This window comes from Phenylobacterium immobile (ATCC 35973) (assembly GCF_001375595.1).
GTDB lineage: Bacteria > Pseudomonadota > Alphaproteobacteria > Caulobacterales > Caulobacteraceae > Phenylobacterium > Phenylobacterium immobile.
Genome location: NZ_CVJQ01000001.1, coordinates 1,602,285 through 1,617,522 on the forward strand (window position 1 = coordinate 1,602,285; position 15,238 = coordinate 1,617,522).

The window sequence follows — 15,238 nt, forward strand, 5'->3', positions numbered from 1 at the left end:
GACGACGGTTGATCCGTCACACGGCACAACGCATGGTCCTCTTCGAACCGGGCCGTAGACCCGCGTGTTGGAGGAAGCCATGAGCCTGAAGTCTGTCGCGGTGCTGGCCGCTGTCCTGATCGTGGGGGGCACGGCTGCGTATGCTCAGGCGCCGTCCGCCAAGCATGTCGCCGCGCAGAAGAAGCTGATGTCGAGCGCGGCCTTCGCCGCGGTCGGCCAGGCTCTGGAGCGCAATTTCGACCAGCAGGTCGCCGACTGGATCATGCTGACCGAGATCGCCGCGCCGCCTTTCAAGGAGGAAGCTCGCGGCAAGGCTTACCTCGAACTGTTGAAGAAGGCGGGGCTGTCGGACGTCCAGATGGATGAAGTCGGCAACGTCTATGGCGTGCGCAAGGGTCTGGGTGGCGGGGGCGGGAAGGTCGTCCTGGTCACCGCACACCTCGATACAGTGTTCCCCGAGGGCACCGATGTGAAGGTGAAGCGTGAGGGCGCCATCCTGAAGGCGCCGGGTATCGGCGACGACACGGCGGGCCTTGCCTCACTCCTGGCCATGATCCGCGCTCTGGATGCCGCGGGCGTGAAAACCCAGTCTGACATCGTCTTCATGGGCGACGTCGGCGAAGAAGGCCCCGGCGACCTCCGCGGTATGCGCCACCTGTTCACCAAGAGCGCGCTGGGCAAGCAGATCAAATACTTCATCGCGGTGGAGCCTGGTACGGAACGGCTGACCGCCGCGGGTCCGGGCTCGAAGCGCTATCGGTTGAAGTTCAAAGGTCCGGGCGGCCATAGCTTCGGCGCCTTTGGTTTGGTGAACCCGGCCTACGCCATGGGCAATTTCCTGGCCGAGTTTGGCAAATCGCAGGTCCCGACGACGCCGAAGACCACCTTCAACATCGGTTCGATCACGGGCGGGACGTCGGTCAACTCAATCCCGTTCGAGATGACCGCCGAGATTGATATGCGTTCCGACAGCAAGGCCGCGCTGGACGCCATAGAGCAGCGCTATCTGTCGTTGCTGCAGCCTGCGGCGGACGCCGAGAACGCGGCGCGCTCGACGCAGGCTGGTAAGATCACCATCGAAAACACCGTCATCGGCGACCGCCCTGTCGGCGAGACCCTGAAGACGGCCGAGATCGTCCAGGTGGCGATGGCGTCGATGGCCGCGGCGGGCGTGACCCCCAGTTTCGGCACGGGATCAACCGACTCCAACATACCGATGAGCATGGGCATCCCGGCCATCACCATCGGTTCAGGCTTCGACGGGGTGCGCGCGCACTCGCTGGATGAAGCCATGACCATAGACAAGGCCAAGGCGGTTAAGTTCATGACGATCAACCTGGCGACGATCGTCAGCCTGGCCGGCGCAGCGCGTTAGTACTGGAGGGTGCGGCTGACGCCGGGGATGGGCATTCCCGCCTCAACGATCAGCCGCAGCCAGGCCGCCGTGCCGCGTCGGGAGTCGAACTTGGCGACGGCCTTTTCGCGCGCGGCGGCGCGCAGGCCAACGCTGGCCTGCGTATTGCGGCAAGCGTCGATCATGGCCAGCGACAGCGCATCGACATCAAAGAATGGCAGCAACGTCCCGTTGACCCCATCGTCGATTGCGTCGCGCAAAGGGGCGGTGTCCGATCCGATCACGTTGCAACCGAGCGCCATCGCCTCGACCAGCGACCAGGAGAGCACGAAGGGGTAGGAATAGTAGACGTGGGCCGCGCCCAGCCGCATGCCCGCGTGCATCTTCGCCAACGGCACCCTGCCCATGAAGTGGACCCGGTCCGGTGTGAGTTTGTCCTCAAGCCCGCGCATGCAGACATCCTTCCAGGTCAGGCCATCAGGCGCCGCGCCGCCATAGCCGGACTTGGTGGGATTTCCGAAGATCAGCACCTCGGCGTTGGGGACTTCTTTCAGCAGACGGGGCAGGGCGCGCAGGAAGATGTGCAGTCCCCGCAGCGGCTCCAGCTTGTTATTCACATGGGTGATGACCGGCGCGCCTGGCGCGATGACCCGCCCATCCGGCAGGACGAAGGGCTCGGCCGGGCCCGGCCGGATTGCGTCGACGTCAATGCCTTCGTGGATGACCTGGGTTTGCTCGCGGAAGATGCGCGGCAGCAGCGAGGCTTGGAACTCTGTAGGGGCGACCAGCACGTCGGCCTGAGCGAGGGCGTACGACATGGCGGCGTTCTTGCTGCGCGCCACGAGGCGCGATTCATCCGTGGGCTTCGAAAATTCCGGATCAAAGTCGATGTCGGAGTCGCGGCCCTTGTAGAAGAACTCCGAGAACAGCAGCTGCTTGGCCTCTGGCCAGACCTCGGCAAGAAACAGCGTTTCCCCCCAGCCTGGATGACCGATGATGACCGTCGGCTCGAAGCCTTCCTTCTTCATCGCCAAGGCCCCGTTCAGCGCGCTGCGGCCGCGGATCATGTCGGCTTCGGCGCGGACCGCGAGGGGAAGGATTCCTTCTGTGGTGCCCCGAATTAGGGCGCAGCGCGCCAGCCTCACCCCGTCCAGCCCCGGCGCGCCCTTGGCGCCGATGGCGTAGACCGGCACGCCGCGCGCCACCAGGGTCTGCGCCAGGGTGCGGAACTGCGCCGGGAAATTGTTGTGTACGAAGAGCACGCCGCGAGCCATGGCCTTCCTTCTGCCGATTCAGCCTGCGCCTGTCACCTATGCTGCTGTTAGGAGTGTCGCGGCGCAGACGCATCACCTGCCCATAATTGCCCTGCGCAGGGGAAGCGTCGTCGCCTGAAGGCGGATGCGCCGCCCAGGGTCGGGGAGCGGCCGGCTGGAGGCTTCATGAGTCCTGTTCCGACGATCCTGAACCTGCTTTTGGCCGTGGTCGTGAGCGGCGGGCTGGCCCGCTTCACGCGACTGCCCCTGCCGATCGTGCAGATGAGCCTGGGCGCGGGCATCGCCTTGTCGGCGATTCCGACCGTCGAGTTGCACCCTGAGCTGTTCTTCCTGCTTTTCCTGCCGCCATTGCTGTTTCTTGATGGTTGGCGGATTCCGAAGGACGAGCTGTTTCGCGACCGGGCGACCATCCTGGAATTGGCCATCGGCCTGGTGATCCTGACGGTGCTCTGCGTCGGGATTTTCATCCATTGGCTGATCCCCGCGGTGCCGCTGGCGGTGGCCTTCGCCCTGGCGGCCGTGATCTCGCCGACAGACCCGATCGCGGTGTCGGCGATCGCGGCTCGCGCGCCGATCCCCAAGAGGATGATGCACATCCTGGAGGGCGAATCGCTGCTGAACGACGCCTCGGGTCTGGTGTGCATGCGCTTCGCCGTCGCCGCCGCCTTGACCGGGGTCTTCTCGCCATCGCAGGCGCTGGTCACCTTCGCCTGGCTGGCCTTCGGCGGCATCGCCATCGGCTTCGGCGTCACCTGGACGGCGACGCGGGCCAAGCAGTGGATCGGTGAACGCCTGGGCGAGGACACGGGCACCCAGGTCCTGGTCAGTCTCTTGATCCCCTTCGGCGCCTACATCCTGGCGGAAAAGCTTCATTGCTCAGGCATCCTGGCCGCGGTGGCGGCGGGCGTGACGATGAGCTTCGCCGAGCAGCGGGGCCGCGCGCTCGCCGCCACGCGGGTGCGGCGGGCCGCGGTCTGGGACAGCGTGCAGTTCGCGGCGAATGGCGTGATCTTCGTCCTGCTGGGCGAACAGATGCCGGGCCTTATCGGCAAGGCGTCAGATACGATCCGCATCACCGGCCATGCCGAGCCCTGGTGGCTGCTGATCTATGTGTTGGCGATCTGCCTTGCCCTGGGCGGCTTGCGGTTCGCCTGGGTGTGGCTTTCCTTGCGGTGGACGCTGTTCAAGGCTGTCCGGCGCGGAGAGCCGAGGCCTTCGGTCAGCTGGCGGCTGGTGGCGGCCATGTCGCTGGCCGGGGTCCGGGGCGCAATCACCCTGGCCGGCGTGCTGACCCTGCCCCTGACGCTGACCGATGGCTCGCCGTTCCCGGCGCGCGACCTGGCGATCTTCCTGGCCGCGGGCGTGATCCTGGTCTCGATGGTCGCTGCGAGCGTTCTGCTGCCCAAGGTTCTGCGAGGTCTGGAACTGCCGCCGGAGCCTTCACGGCAGGCTGAGATCGACGAGGCGCGCAGCGCGGCCGCACATGCCGCCATCCTGGCGATCGAGGCGGAGCAGCACAAACTGGCCGCAGGCCGCGAAGACGCCGATCTCTACACCGACACCGCCGGTCGGATCATGGAACTTTATCGGCAGCGGATAGAAGGCCGCCGCGACGCCGTGGGCCAAGGACCCCATGTCGATCAGATCGAGCGCAAACTTCTTCTGGTGGGGTTGGAAGCTGAGCGGGCGGAAGTTCGCCGCCGCATCCGCGCGCGTGAGTTGGATGGCGCGGCCGGCCAGCGCCTCGTGCGGGACATCGACCTGCGCGAAGCGCGCTAGGGCGCCCGGTCCTAGGCCTTGCTGTAATAGTCGGCGATGAGCGCGACCTCATCGGCGGAGCCCAGGATCACGCCCGTGCGTTGGTGCAGGCGTTCGGGTTGCAGCTCCATGATCCGTCGCGCGCCGTCCGTCGCCATGCCCCCGGCCTGTTCGACGAGGAAGGCGATCGGATTGGCCTCATACATCAGGCGCAGCTTGCCGGCGGTCATGTCGGCGCGTTCATCCGTCGGGTACATGAAGACCCCGCCGCGGGTCAGAACGCGGTGGACGTCTCCGACCATTGAACCCATCCAGCGCATGTTGAAATCCACGCCGCGCGGCCCGTCTCTGCCCGCCAGAACCTCGGCCACATAGCGCGACACGGGCGCCGGCCAATGTCGCTGGTAGGCCATGTTGATCGAGAATTCCTTCGTCTTCCGCGGAATCTGCATGGCCTCGCTGGTCTGCACCCATGCACCGGTCTCACGGTCGAGACTGAACGCCTGGACGCCTGCGCCAAGCGTCAACACCAGCACGGTCTGCGGACCATAGATGGCGTAGCCGGCGGCCACCTGCTGGACGCCGGGCTGCAAGAAGTCGGCCTCGGTGGCGACGCGACCTTCGGCGGCGCTGGGCGCCTTCAGGACGGAGAAGATGGTGCCGACCACGCCGTTGACGTCGATGTTGCTGGAGCCGTCGATGGGATCATAGACCAGCAGGTACTCGCCGCCGGTCTGGGCGTCAGGGACGATGGTGTCCATCTCTTCGGAAGCCTGGCCGGCGAGATGACCGCCCCAGCCATTCACCGCCAACATGATGTCATTGGCGATGACGTCGAGCTTCTTCTGGACTTCGCCTTGGATGTTCTCCTGGTCCAGAGCGCCCAAGACCCCTTCGATGCCGCCCTTGTTCACGGCGTTGGCGATCGTGACGCAGGCTTGGGAGACCACCTCGATCAGGAAGCCAAGCTGCTGGGGCGCGCCGACGCGCTGCTGCTCGACGAGGAACTGGGTCAGGGTCTTGCGCATGGAGGTGTCCTAGTAGGGCTGCGCAAGGACTTAGCCGAGAGGCGCGCGAACGCTCAAGCCTTTCGGGCAAAACACCTAGACGACGTGTGTCAGTCCAGCGACCACCACCAACAGAAGCAGACCGATCAGGCCGGCGCGAACGATTGGCGGCCCCTCAATTCGACTTGCGCCGCATTCGTCGCTGATGAAAGTGCGGATGAGACGCATGACGGATGACGCGCGCAGCGGCGCGTACCGTTGGGGCTGCGGTTCGGACATCGGGTCTGGCCTTTGGGGGGAGGGTGCGAGACTCAAGCGCTACAGTGCGCTGCATCATTAGCGCTGCAGTGCGAGATGGGGAATGCGACCGGCCTGCGACAAATTAACATATGATAACATATGGGATGCGTCTTCAGCACCGTCGTCCGGCTGGGCTGCTCCGCCCGCCCTTGCTCTCCCGAGGGGATTTCCCTAGGAGAACGCCGTCGCGGATGTGGCGGAATTGGTAGACGCACTGGATTTAGGTTCCGACCGGACTAGAAAATTATATCATACAAACAGTTAGTTACAACGGATGCGTTTTGGGGGTGTGGCCAAAAGTGTGTCCGCGCTGAACGTGTCACCTCTTGGTTCTCTCTCGTAGTCTTCGTGGATCGCGACCTGGATGCCCCCTCCGTCGGGACGGCCCAATGAAGGTCAACGCCTTTCGCGCAGTCGGCTGAGAAGCGTGGGCACGGTAGTCAGGATGTCATTCTTCACCGCTACCAGCCGCTCGACCCGCAGAGCATCGCCATCCCACCGGACGGTCTCGAACTCCACGCGGTGAGGCGATCGAGGGTCCTGCCGCATCATCACTGGGCCGTTCCAGTTGAAGCTGACGCGCTGCGGCCAGAGGACCTTCAGCTCGCTCGCGTCTTCAGCGGACCAAACGATTGCACCCGTCAGGCTGTCTCTGATCTTCCGGGCAGGTCGGCCGGAGGTCCTTTCGACCTTTGCAACGGGAACCCAGCCGTCGAGCTGCCAAGCGGGTGCGTTGCTTGGCTCCTTGACGTCGCCATCCCTCAGTCTGAACCCCGTACCGGCCGGCCAGCGCCACGTTGGACGGTCGGTGCAGGGGTGCTTGGGCCAAGGCCAGCCGAGCTGATCGAAAAACACCCGGCCGCCATTTTCTGACTGGTAGTAGAAGACTGGACGCTGACATTCCGGGCAGCGGGCGTTTGGATTCACAAACGAGCGCCAGACCTCGCGGGCGGCCGAACGCGAAAGGCTTTCCCGGGCCGGCGTTGTGGACCGGCCGTAGTTCGAGCCTCCCCACCCGCAGTTGCAGCCTACGTGGTTCCAGGCATTACACCCCATGATCAGCCCTCAGCTTCACCACAGTTCGGTATAACCGACTTGCGGCCTGTCAGCCTACGCGGTGCGCATTTGCAGAGGAGCACCAGCGGCCACTGCAAGCGACCGCTGGTTAAGTCCAATCATGCCGCCTCGGCGTCTTCTCGGTCCGTGATCGCCCGTAGGACCAGTCGCCCATGCAGTGGGATCGCGTCGCACTGAAGGCTGAAGCCCAGGCCATCCTTGTTCGGCCACGCGGCGCCGATGGGGGTCCAGATTGCGGTCTTGCCGTCGCCGAGGACGCGGTAGAGGCGATGGGTCGGCTTGCGGCCGGGCAGCGTGGGTTGGAGGTTCAGCTTGGCCATGGTGTTTCTCCTTCATCCGCCGCGGGACCATCCCGCGGCTTCATGGGGAGCCAAGGCGCCGGGCCATGAGCCGGCGGTCACACCCCGCGCGTCAGCGCGCCCGCAGGGAGCGGAGCTGCACGGAGCCGAAGGCGAAGGAAGCGAGCTGGGTTGACCGGCGGCGGGCCTGGCGCAGAACGCTCACCGCTCGAAGCCGGAGATGTCCCGTAAACGCATAAGCGGAAAGCCTATGACCAAGCGTGCTGTCGCTCCCAACTGGTGGAAGTAAGCTGTACTTGAGTCCCGGGAGGGGACAGCTCGGACCCGGCTTGGTGAGTGCTCACCTAGCCGGGCCATTGCTGGTTGCCCTACTGTCTGACGGCAGTTCGAATTAGGGTAGGTTGGGGGCGGAATGTACAAGCCGGGCGGCACCATCAGAGCTGCGCTCAATGACATTGAGCAAAAGAACTGGGTCCTTCCAGCGATTCAGCGGGAGTTTGTGTGGAAGACGGAGCAGATCACCGGCTTCTTCGACAGCCTGATGCGTGGGTTCCCGTTCGGGACCTTCCTCTTTTGGAAGATCTCGCCTGATCGTGTCGGCGATTGGAAATTCTACGACTTCATCCGCGACTACCATGAGCGCACGGGGCGTCATTGTCCGGAACACGGCCCGATCTCCAACCGCGAGGTCGTAGCGGTCTTGGACGGCCAGCAGCGGCTCACAGCCCTCAACATTGGCCTACGCGGCTCGATCGCGCTCAAACGCAAACACGCGCGCGAGACGACTGTCGATGCCTATCCAAAGTGGCGGCTGTTCCTGAACCTTCTGTCCCGTGTAAGCGAGCAGGAGGCTCCCGAAGGCGAGCTGGAGAAGTCTCGCTACGACTTCCGATTCCTCGAAGACGCCAGGCCTTATGTGCCTGGAAGAGAGTTCTGGTTCCTCGTCAGTGACATCCTCGCGCTTCAGAGCGGTCCAAGCATGCTGCGGCTATTGCAGGAAGGCGGCCTAGAGGGGGACGACCTCAATGTCGCGTTCGAGGCGCTCGACAAGCTCTACAAGGTGATCCACGTCGATCCGGTTGTTCAGTATTACGAGGAACAGAGCCCCGACCTTGAGCGGGTGCTGAACATCTTCATCAGGCTCAACAGCGCGGGCACGCTCCTTTCCCAGTCCGACCTTCTCCACAGCATCATCGTCTCACAGTGGGCGAAGCTCGATGCGCGGAAAGAAATCGCCTCACTGGTGGACGAGATGAACCAGATCCGCGCGGGGTTCTCGTTCACGCAAAACTATGTGCTCAAGGCGGGCCTTATGCTCACCGACGTGGCAAGCGTGGGTTTCAGGGTTGAAAACTTCACGCGTCCCAACATGGCGCTTCTGGAAGACAACTGGCGCCGCATTCGCGTGGCCCTCATCCTCACGGCGCACCTGGCCTCACAGTTCGGCCTCAATCGACAGAACTTGCGAGCCGTCAGCTCGCTCCTGCCGATTGCCTACTACCTCTATAAAATCGAGGCCCAGGAAAGCTACCTGACCCATACAAAACACGCTGAAGATCGCGGAGAAATTCGGCGGTGGCTCGTTGCTTCCCTGCTCAAACCATCTGGCATTTGGGGAAGTGGGCTGGACACCTTGCTGACGCTTCTGCGCGCCACCATCCGAGACACAGGAAGCGACAGCTTTCCTGCGGCCGAGATTCGAGAGGCCATGGCCGCTCGCGGAAAGCCGCTGACGTTCGATGAGCGTGAGATCGAGGTGTTGCTGCAGGCGGAATACGGAAAGCCGAACACCTTCCTCGCCCTTTCGCTGCTCTACCCCTTCGTCGATCTCCGCAACCAATATCACGTCGACCATGTCTTCCCTGAGTCTCAGCTAAAATGGGCCGAACTCAAGAAACGGGAGTGGCCGGACGAAGAGATCAGCTGGGTTTCCGGCCGGCGCAATCAGATGCCCAATCTCCAACTATTGGCGGGCGCTGAGAACGTCGAAAAGCAAGCGGTGCTTCCGGCCGATTGGCTGTTCAACAGGTTCCCGGACAAGGTTGAGCGCACCCAATATCAGTCCGCTCACGACATCGGCTCGGGTGTCGGCGAAGGGTTGTTGGGCTTCCGGCAGTTCTTCGAGACGCGCCGCGATCTGATGAAAAAACGTCTGCTAGATGTTTTGAATAAGTAGCCCTATCGATCCCAATTCCTAAATCGGCCTGATCGCTACGACATGGTCTTCTATGGCTGTTGCAAGCTTGCTTGGACGGACAGTGACCATTGGCGCCTCGATCAGACAGAGGCGGGACAGATTGAAGATCACCTCTCCGTCCGCGCTGGCGAACGACATGACGTCCTGATGATCGCCTGACGCCTCCAGCAGCGAGAGGAGCCACTGCACCTCGGCGCCACCTTCGCCGGCCTCCTGGGATATCTCCACTTTGTCGGGCTCGACATCGAACGCCTGGGCTTCGGCTTCGCCGTCGAAATAGAGCTTGAGCCGAAAATCCAGCACCGCCTCGGCAGCGCCGTGTCCACCATCGTCGATGATCGGATCGGGGTCGAAGATTACCTGGGTCCAAGCGAGATTCGCGCAGTTGATGACTGCGGCGACATCGGCAGCATCGAACGCCAAGAAGCCCTGCTGGCCATTGGCGAGCGCCGCGCGAACACGGCGGGCCGTGGTTGGGTCAACGGGATAGTGTTTTTCGAGCCCGCCTGCGAAGCGCATGTGGAGCGCGGCGGTGCTTCCCTCCGTCTCCAGGCGCGTCTGCACACTCACTGGCTTGCTCCGATCGTCGCTCAAGCTGACCATTGAGCGCGCCGACCACGACCGATCAACCGCGCTCCAGGATTCGTAGGGGTATGGCGTAGGATTAGCGGCAGGCGGCAGTCAGGACCGCACGAACCTCAGAAGCGGTTCGATGACTTGGCCATCGGCCGCGCGCAGGGCGTCCACATAGCGCTTCCGCAGGTCGCTGATGGCGATCAGATTGCCCCGGCCCCAACTGAATCGCTGGCCGCCGAGTTGAACGATCAGAAGGTCAGCCGCCATCCGCGACAGGCGTCCGTTGCCGTTCGGGAACGGGTGGATCAGCACCAGCCGGTGATGGAAGCGCGTGGCGATTTCGTCCGGCGGGAAGCTCTTGTGTCGATCCAATAGCGAACGTCGCCCAGCAACTGGCGAAGCGCCGGCCCGATCTCCCAAGTGTCCAGGCCGATGTTTCGGCCAGTCTCTTTGGAGAATTCACCGGCCCAGGCCCATACGTCGCCGAACATCCGTTTGTGCAGGCCGCATAGGAAATCCTCGTCGAGCACGTCACCGCGCCGGCGCCCGAAAGCCCAGTCGTCCGCGCGTCGATGCCGATCTGTTCAGTCTCATTGAGTTCCGAGCGCAGGGTGACGTAGCTCGGGATGAGCGCTGCGCGTTCATCGGGTGTCAGCGGCGTGGAGGCCTCGTCATCCGCGTCGGTAAGCGGATCGCTCATTGGGACGTCCACAGCCGGCGAGGATCGCCTTCGAGGATGTCCCGGAAGACCCGTGAATGCTCGGCGTTGAGATCCCGCTCGGAAAGCGCCTGGTTCTCCAGCTTCATGGTGTGGTGCGTGCGGCTGAGCCGTTCGTTGGTCAGAACGGCCGCCCGCTGTCGCACGATCTGCTCCAGGTCCTCGTTGGGAACAAGTGCATAGACCAGGGTGCAGTTCATTGCCTCGGCCGCCTGCCTGAGGGTGCGAAGCGTAACGGCAGAGCCGACTTCGTCCTTCTCAATCCGGCTGACGCGCGTCTGGGCGACGCCCATGCGTTCGGCGAGCTGCGCCGTTGTCATGCCGAGCGCCTCGCGGATAGCCTTGATCCAGCCGCGCGCCGGGCGCGCCAAATCCTGCGTCTTGCGCAGGGGCGTGAGGCGGCGATCCAGGTGCTTTCTGGCTAGCGCGGCAGTGGCGGACTTAGAATGCATGTGTTCTTCTCCGGGCAGAGAGACAGAACATATATGTGTTGGAATGGCAATTGGTTAAGAATGCAAATGTTCTGCGATGGTCCGTGTCTCAGCATATATGTGTGCTTCATAAGGCATCGAGAGCCCTTTAGCGTGGCTTGGTCCCAGAGGCGTCGGGAGGCGTTAGAGTGAGGACGCAACGCTGGCTTTTGCCGGTTCGGGCGAGCGCGGCGCGGCAAGCATCAATGGCTTCGCGGTTGCCGCTCAGCGTGGCGGCGTCAGCATTGAAGCGTTCCCAAGCCTGCGGGTTACCCCTTCGCATTAGGGCACTGCCCGCCTTCCATTGATCCTCCCGCATCACCAGCGTCGCGACGCGGGCGTTAAGCCCGAACGGCAAGAACCCCGCGATGATGGGTGACAGGAGGAGTCCGACCGCGAATGCGGCGGCGCACGTCCAGCACAGGAGCTTGAATTGCCGATCCTGAGCCCATGCCTGACCGATGATGCCGGACAGGCGGGAGCGCTCGCGCTCGGCTTCCTGGGCGGCCCTTTCGAGCCGCTGCGACGCCTCGCGGATGAGGTTGGCGCCGGCGTTGGCGATGGCCTGGCCCTGTTGCTCCGGCGTGCGCGCCAGCGTGGGCGACTTGAGGATGGCCTCAAGCTGTTCGCCTACCTCGTCCAGCCCCTTGCCGATCACGGCTAAGTCCTGGCTGTAGTCGGGCGGCCGGTTCTCGCGCATCGCGGCTGGCATGGCTTCGATGGCGCGCCGAAGGACCGACACCTCCGCTCGCAAATCCTCGAACGCCTGGGCGGGATCGCCCGCATGATCTTCCGCCATCCTTACCTCCGGTCGCTATCGCGAAAGCCCCCGGTCGCGCCCAATGCCGATCTCGATTGTCGCCCGCTGCACGGTCGGCGCAGCGATCACCCGCGCCAGGGTTGATCCTGGTCCGACGCCCAAGGACGGGGCGCGAGCGCGCACCAGCGACTCAAGCTGCGGATCACGCTTCAGGGTTCCCGCGATGGTCTTCAGTCGGCCTTCGACACCCTTGCGCGCGGCGCCATGGCGCCACCCGTCCAGCCGCTCGTGCTGCGCCTCCAGCCGCGTCCATTCCTTGACCAGCCGGTCGGCTTTCAGCGCCGGATCGCGACGCACCCGTTCCTCGTGCCGAATGGCGCCGGCCAGCTCCGCGCCGCGCGCATCCCCACGAAGATCCCGAAACGCGCGGAAGGTCGCCGGCTCGTGACGCAGAGCGCTGTGAAGGTCGCGCGTCGCGCCCGGCCGCACCCCGTCCAACGCCGCCCCGGATTCACGCAATTCGCGCTTTTGAAATTCCAGGACCGGAAGCTTTTGGGCGCGCATGCGCTCGGCATCGCCCAGGGCGCGGGCGTAGCGCTCCACGGCCGGTTCCAGCGGCGTCTGCGGCAAGCGTCCGGACTGTACCGGGGTGGCGGATGACAAGCCTTGGACGCGGCTCATCTCGGGCGCCTTCGCTCGCCGGTTCAAGCTGAGACCGTCGAACATGCCGCGCCTGCGCTCGGGCTCGATCTGCGGCGCTTCGGTGGGAGCCCGTGCTGAGCGCTGCATCGATTGGGGGACGACAATCGGCTCTTCGATGCCGCGCCGGGCCGCATAGTCGAGGGTCGTCTCCTTCAAGCCGGCGCGAGAGAGGCGCGCGGCCAGGGCGTCCGCATCCTTGAACTCCTCGCGGCCGGCATAGAGCGCCACTTCGTCGCGATGGCGGGTCATGCTGACATAGGTCAGGTGCCGATCCATCGTGCCGGACGCCAGCACATAGGTCCGGTCCACCGTCGCCCCTTGGGCCTTGTGAATGGTCGTCGCATAGCCGTGATCCACGGCGGCATAGTCGGCCATCGAAATGGAAACGCGGCGGCCCTGACCGGGGTTACTGGCGGTGTCCAAGCGCACCTCAAGCCGGCCGGGCTCGGCGCGCTCCACCGTTCCCAGCATTCCGTTCTTCACGCCGAGATCGCGGTTGTTTTCCCGGAACAGCAGCCGGTCGCCAGCCGCGAACGCCCGCTCGCCTTCCGTCGTCTGGTAGAGATGCTCGCCCTGAAGTTCGCCTCGCCCTCGGCGAACGGCGCGGATCGAATCGTTCAAATCCGCCACGTCGGCGCGGCGATGCGCCAGCACCAGCCGCGAGCCATCCGGCCGCGCGTCCATGTCGCCGATCACGTCGCCCACGATGGCGTTTCGGGCCGCGCCGATATCGTCCTCGAAGCGGATCGCGCCGCGCTCGGCGTAGGCCGACAAGCCCGCTTGCGTCCGGTGACTGGCGAAGTCCACGGACGCCTCCCTTTGCCAGCCTTCGCGCTGCCGGCGGATTTCACCCAACTCCACAAAGCCGACGCGCTCGGCGACGGCGCGGAAGGCCGCGCCCGGCCCAATCGGTTGAAGCTGCTCGGGGTCGCCCACAAGCACCACCTTGGCGCCGGCGCGATCCGCCTCGGCGAGCACGCGTGAGAGCTGCCGGCTTCCCACCATGCCGGCCTCGTCGATCACCAGCACGCTGCGCGCGCTGAGCATGTTGCGCCCACGCTCCCAACTGCGCTCAAAGCTGGCCAGCGTCCGGCTGCGGATGCCGGAGGATTCCTCCAATCCTTCGGCCGCCTTGCCCGCAAGCGCTGCGCCCATCACATCATAGCCCTCGGCCTCCCACGCCTGGCGCGCGGCGCCGAGCATGGTGCTCTTGCCGGCGCCGGCCATGCCGACCACGGCCTCGATGTGTTCGGGTCCGGTGATGTGGCGAACCGCTTGCCTCTGCTCCTCAGCCAGGAACGGCCGATCTGCGATGGCCTGTTCCACGCGGTTGCGACTGACGCTGAACCCACGGCTCCCGGCCATCCGGTCGGCGCTGTCGGCCATCTGTCGCTCGACCGCGATCATCTCCTTGGTGGAGAAGCGCGCCGGCTCCAGGGTCCGACCGAATTCGTCCCGTTGCTCGGGCCGCAGCTCGACCAGCGCGGGCGAGGCCATCGCCTTGGTGAAGGCCGATTGGAAGGAGTCAGGATCGTCGATATAGCGGTGCAGGGTCCGCGCCACGTCGGTGCGGTCGAACACGCTCTTCTCATTTGTGACGAGGGTCAGCGCCTGTTCCGGCTTTTCGCGGATGAGCGCCGCGTTTCGACGGGCCTGATCTTCGTCCTGGCGGGCGCGCACCACGGATTTTCCACGCCGGTCCATCTGGGTCGCGTGAACGCCCATGTGCTGGGTCGGCTCGATCTCCAGACCGCAGTCGCGATGGGAGCGATGGTCGATGCGGATGTCGTGGCCGGCGAGCGCCAGATGCCGGTTGGCGCGATCCTCCCAATCCATGCGGATATCGCGGAGCTGATCGTGCGAGGTCGGCAGGCCCAGAGCAGCGAGCCGCTTGTTCTCCAGCTCCAGGTCAGATTTCTCGCCAAGCCCGTCCCGGTCCACCTTGCGGGTGGTCATCATGATGTGGGCGTGGTGGTTGCGCACGTCGGTGTCGCCGTGCGGACTATGGATGGCGAAATCCACGACCACGCCGTAGCGGTCGGCCAATCCGTGGGCAAACTCCCGCGTCAGCTCCAAGCGTTGATCGGCGCTCAGCTCATGAGGCAGCGCGACTTCGATCTCGCGGGCCACACGCGCGTCCTTGCGCTTCTCGGCCGCCTCGGCGCCGTTCCAAAGGCGAGAGCGGCCCTGCGCCCACTCCGCCTCTATGCCTTCCGGCAAGACGATCTCGGTATGCTCCACGCCTCGCCGATGGGTGAAGTCGTGGGTCAGGCCGTCGCGTTCATTGGTCAGCTTCTGTGAGGCGCGGTAGGCGGCGGCGGCCACGGCGCTGCGTCCGCCGCTACGGCTGATCGGCTTGGTGGCCAGATGATAGATCGCCATGACGATCCCCCCTGTGGGTCCATCCTGGCGGGCCAAGGGTGCGTAGGCCCCATACGGCCTTCGGTCCGTCGATCTGACGCTAACAAGCAGTGAGTTGCGCAGCAACTCGTAAGTGCGCCCTTCACTAATCTTCGCTGCGCTCAGAACGCTCGGTGTGGCTCGCCTGTGAGCAAGCTTGGCAATATCCTGCGCAATGATGTTGGAGATACACAGAGTCGCGTCGCAATAAGACCTAAACCGGCGGAACGACGCAACGGCTACGCTTTTCAACGCGCGCTATGGGGCATGATGCGTCTTCGCGTTGCTGAAAATTGGCTAGCGGATATTTTATCAGCGGCTATCGTGAGCCCTGTGGGGGGCGCCC

Annotated in this window: 13 protein-coding genes; 3 read left to right on the plus strand and 10 right to left on the minus strand. The window is 64.5% G+C overall.

Going from position 1 to position 15,238, the window contains the following annotated elements:
• The first annotated feature begins 79 nt into the window (after nucleotides 1–79).
• Complete coding sequence (locus BN1313_RS07750) at nucleotides 80–1,375, plus strand: M20/M25/M40 family metallo-hydrolase (RefSeq protein ID WP_091738657.1); 1,296 nt, start codon at nucleotides 80–82, stop codon at nucleotides 1,373–1,375.
• On the opposite strand, the gene BN1313_RS07755 is transcribed toward BN1313_RS07750, so the two are convergent.
• Nucleotides 1,372–2,628, minus strand: a complete 1,257-nt coding sequence (locus BN1313_RS07755; RefSeq protein ID WP_091738660.1) for a glycosyltransferase — start codon at nucleotides 2,626–2,628, stop codon at nucleotides 1,372–1,374. The genes BN1313_RS07750 and BN1313_RS07755 overlap by 4 nt on opposite strands.
• Before the next feature lie 165 nt (nucleotides 2,629–2,793).
• Between BN1313_RS07755 and BN1313_RS07760 the strand changes: the two genes are divergently transcribed.
• Nucleotides 2,794–4,407, plus strand: a complete 1,614-nt coding sequence (locus BN1313_RS07760) for a Na+/H+ antiporter (RefSeq protein WP_091738663.1) — start codon at nucleotides 2,794–2,796, stop codon at nucleotides 4,405–4,407.
• Nucleotides 4,408–4,418: 11 nt separating this feature from the next.
• Here BN1313_RS07760 and BN1313_RS07765 read toward each other — a convergent pair whose 3' ends face one another.
• The 4 genes from BN1313_RS07765 to BN1313_RS07780 all read right to left on the minus strand — a co-directional run bounded on the left by BN1313_RS07765 (nucleotide 4,419) and on the right by BN1313_RS07780 (nucleotide 7,090).
• Nucleotides 4,419–5,414, minus strand: coding sequence for a class 1 fructose-bisphosphatase (locus BN1313_RS07765; RefSeq protein WP_091738666.1), 996 nt, complete (start codon nucleotides 5,412–5,414; stop codon nucleotides 4,419–4,421).
• Between the two features lie 75 nt (nucleotides 5,415–5,489).
• The gene (locus BN1313_RS07770) at nucleotides 5,490–5,672 is read right to left on the minus strand and encodes a hypothetical protein (protein WP_091738669.1); all 183 of its coding nucleotides are present in this window, start codon (nucleotides 5,670–5,672) and stop codon (nucleotides 5,490–5,492) included.
• Between the two features lie 417 nt (nucleotides 5,673–6,089).
• Nucleotides 6,090–6,548, minus strand: a complete 459-nt coding sequence (locus tag BN1313_RS07775; protein ID WP_091738672.1) for a hypothetical protein — start codon at nucleotides 6,546–6,548, stop codon at nucleotides 6,090–6,092.
• Between the two features lie 320 nt (nucleotides 6,549–6,868).
• Nucleotides 6,869–7,090, minus strand: coding sequence for a hypothetical protein (locus BN1313_RS07780; protein ID WP_091738675.1), 222 nt, complete (start codon nucleotides 7,088–7,090; stop codon nucleotides 6,869–6,871).
• A gap of 391 nt (nucleotides 7,091–7,481) precedes the next feature.
• Between BN1313_RS07780 and BN1313_RS07785 the strand changes: the two genes are divergently transcribed.
• Entirely contained in the window at nucleotides 7,482–9,245 is a 1,764-nt protein-coding gene (locus tag BN1313_RS07785) for a DUF262 domain-containing protein (protein WP_091738678.1), read from the plus strand.
• A gap of 18 nt (nucleotides 9,246–9,263) precedes the next feature.
• Here BN1313_RS07785 and BN1313_RS07790 read toward each other — a convergent pair whose 3' ends face one another.
• The 5 genes from BN1313_RS07790 to traA all read right to left on the minus strand — a co-directional run bounded on the left by BN1313_RS07790 (nucleotide 9,264) and on the right by traA (nucleotide 14,874).
• Nucleotides 9,264–9,836, minus strand: a complete 573-nt coding sequence (locus BN1313_RS07790) for a hypothetical protein (protein ID WP_176695940.1) — start codon at nucleotides 9,834–9,836, stop codon at nucleotides 9,264–9,266.
• 111 nt (nucleotides 9,837–9,947) lie between these two features.
• Complete coding sequence (locus BN1313_RS16845; RefSeq protein ID WP_245620134.1) at nucleotides 9,948–10,214, minus strand: Fic family protein; 267 nt, start codon at nucleotides 10,212–10,214, stop codon at nucleotides 9,948–9,950.
• Between the two features lie 324 nt (nucleotides 10,215–10,538).
• Complete coding sequence (locus BN1313_RS07800) at nucleotides 10,539–11,012, minus strand: mobile mystery protein A (RefSeq protein WP_091738684.1); 474 nt, start codon at nucleotides 11,010–11,012, stop codon at nucleotides 10,539–10,541.
• A gap of 127 nt (nucleotides 11,013–11,139) precedes the next feature.
• Entirely contained in the window at nucleotides 11,140–11,829 is a 690-nt protein-coding gene (locus tag BN1313_RS07805; protein ID WP_091738687.1) for a DUF6118 family protein, read from the minus strand.
• A gap of 15 nt (nucleotides 11,830–11,844) precedes the next feature.
• A complete protein-coding gene (traA, locus tag BN1313_RS07810) occupies nucleotides 11,845–14,874 on the minus strand; it encodes a Ti-type conjugative transfer relaxase TraA (protein ID WP_091742501.1) in 3,030 nt (1,009 codons plus the stop codon).
• Nucleotides 14,875–15,238 lie beyond the last annotated feature (364 nt).

Coding starts and splice junctions, on each gene's coding strand:
- BN1313_RS07750 (WP_091738657.1), top strand. CDS start 80: ATGAGCCTGAAGTCTGTCGCGGTGCTGGCCGCTGTCCTGATCGTGGGG.
- BN1313_RS07755 (WP_091738660.1), bottom strand. CDS start 2,628: ATGGCTCGCGGCGTGCTCTTCGTACACAACAATTTCCCGGCGCAGTTC.
- BN1313_RS07760 (WP_091738663.1), top strand. CDS start 2,794: ATGAGTCCTGTTCCGACGATCCTGAACCTGCTTTTGGCCGTGGTCGTG.
- BN1313_RS07765 (WP_091738666.1), bottom strand. CDS start 5,414: ATGCGCAAGACCCTGACCCAGTTCCTCGTCGAGCAGCAGCGCGTCGGC.
- BN1313_RS07770 (WP_091738669.1), bottom strand. CDS start 5,672: ATGTCCGAACCGCAGCCCCAACGGTACGCGCCGCTGCGCGCGTCATCC.
- BN1313_RS07780 (WP_091738675.1), bottom strand. CDS start 7,090: ATGGCCAAGCTGAACCTCCAACCCACGCTGCCCGGCCGCAAGCCGACC.
- BN1313_RS07785 (WP_091738678.1), top strand. CDS start 7,482: ATGTACAAGCCGGGCGGCACCATCAGAGCTGCGCTCAATGACATTGAG.
- BN1313_RS07800 (WP_091738684.1), bottom strand. CDS start 11,012: ATGCATTCTAAGTCCGCCACTGCCGCGCTAGCCAGAAAGCACCTGGAT.
- BN1313_RS07805 (WP_091738687.1), bottom strand. CDS start 11,829: ATGGCGGAAGATCATGCGGGCGATCCCGCCCAGGCGTTCGAGGATTTG.
- traA (WP_091742501.1), bottom strand. CDS start 14,874: ATGGCGATCTATCATCTGGCCACCAAGCCGATCAGCCGTAGCGGCGGA.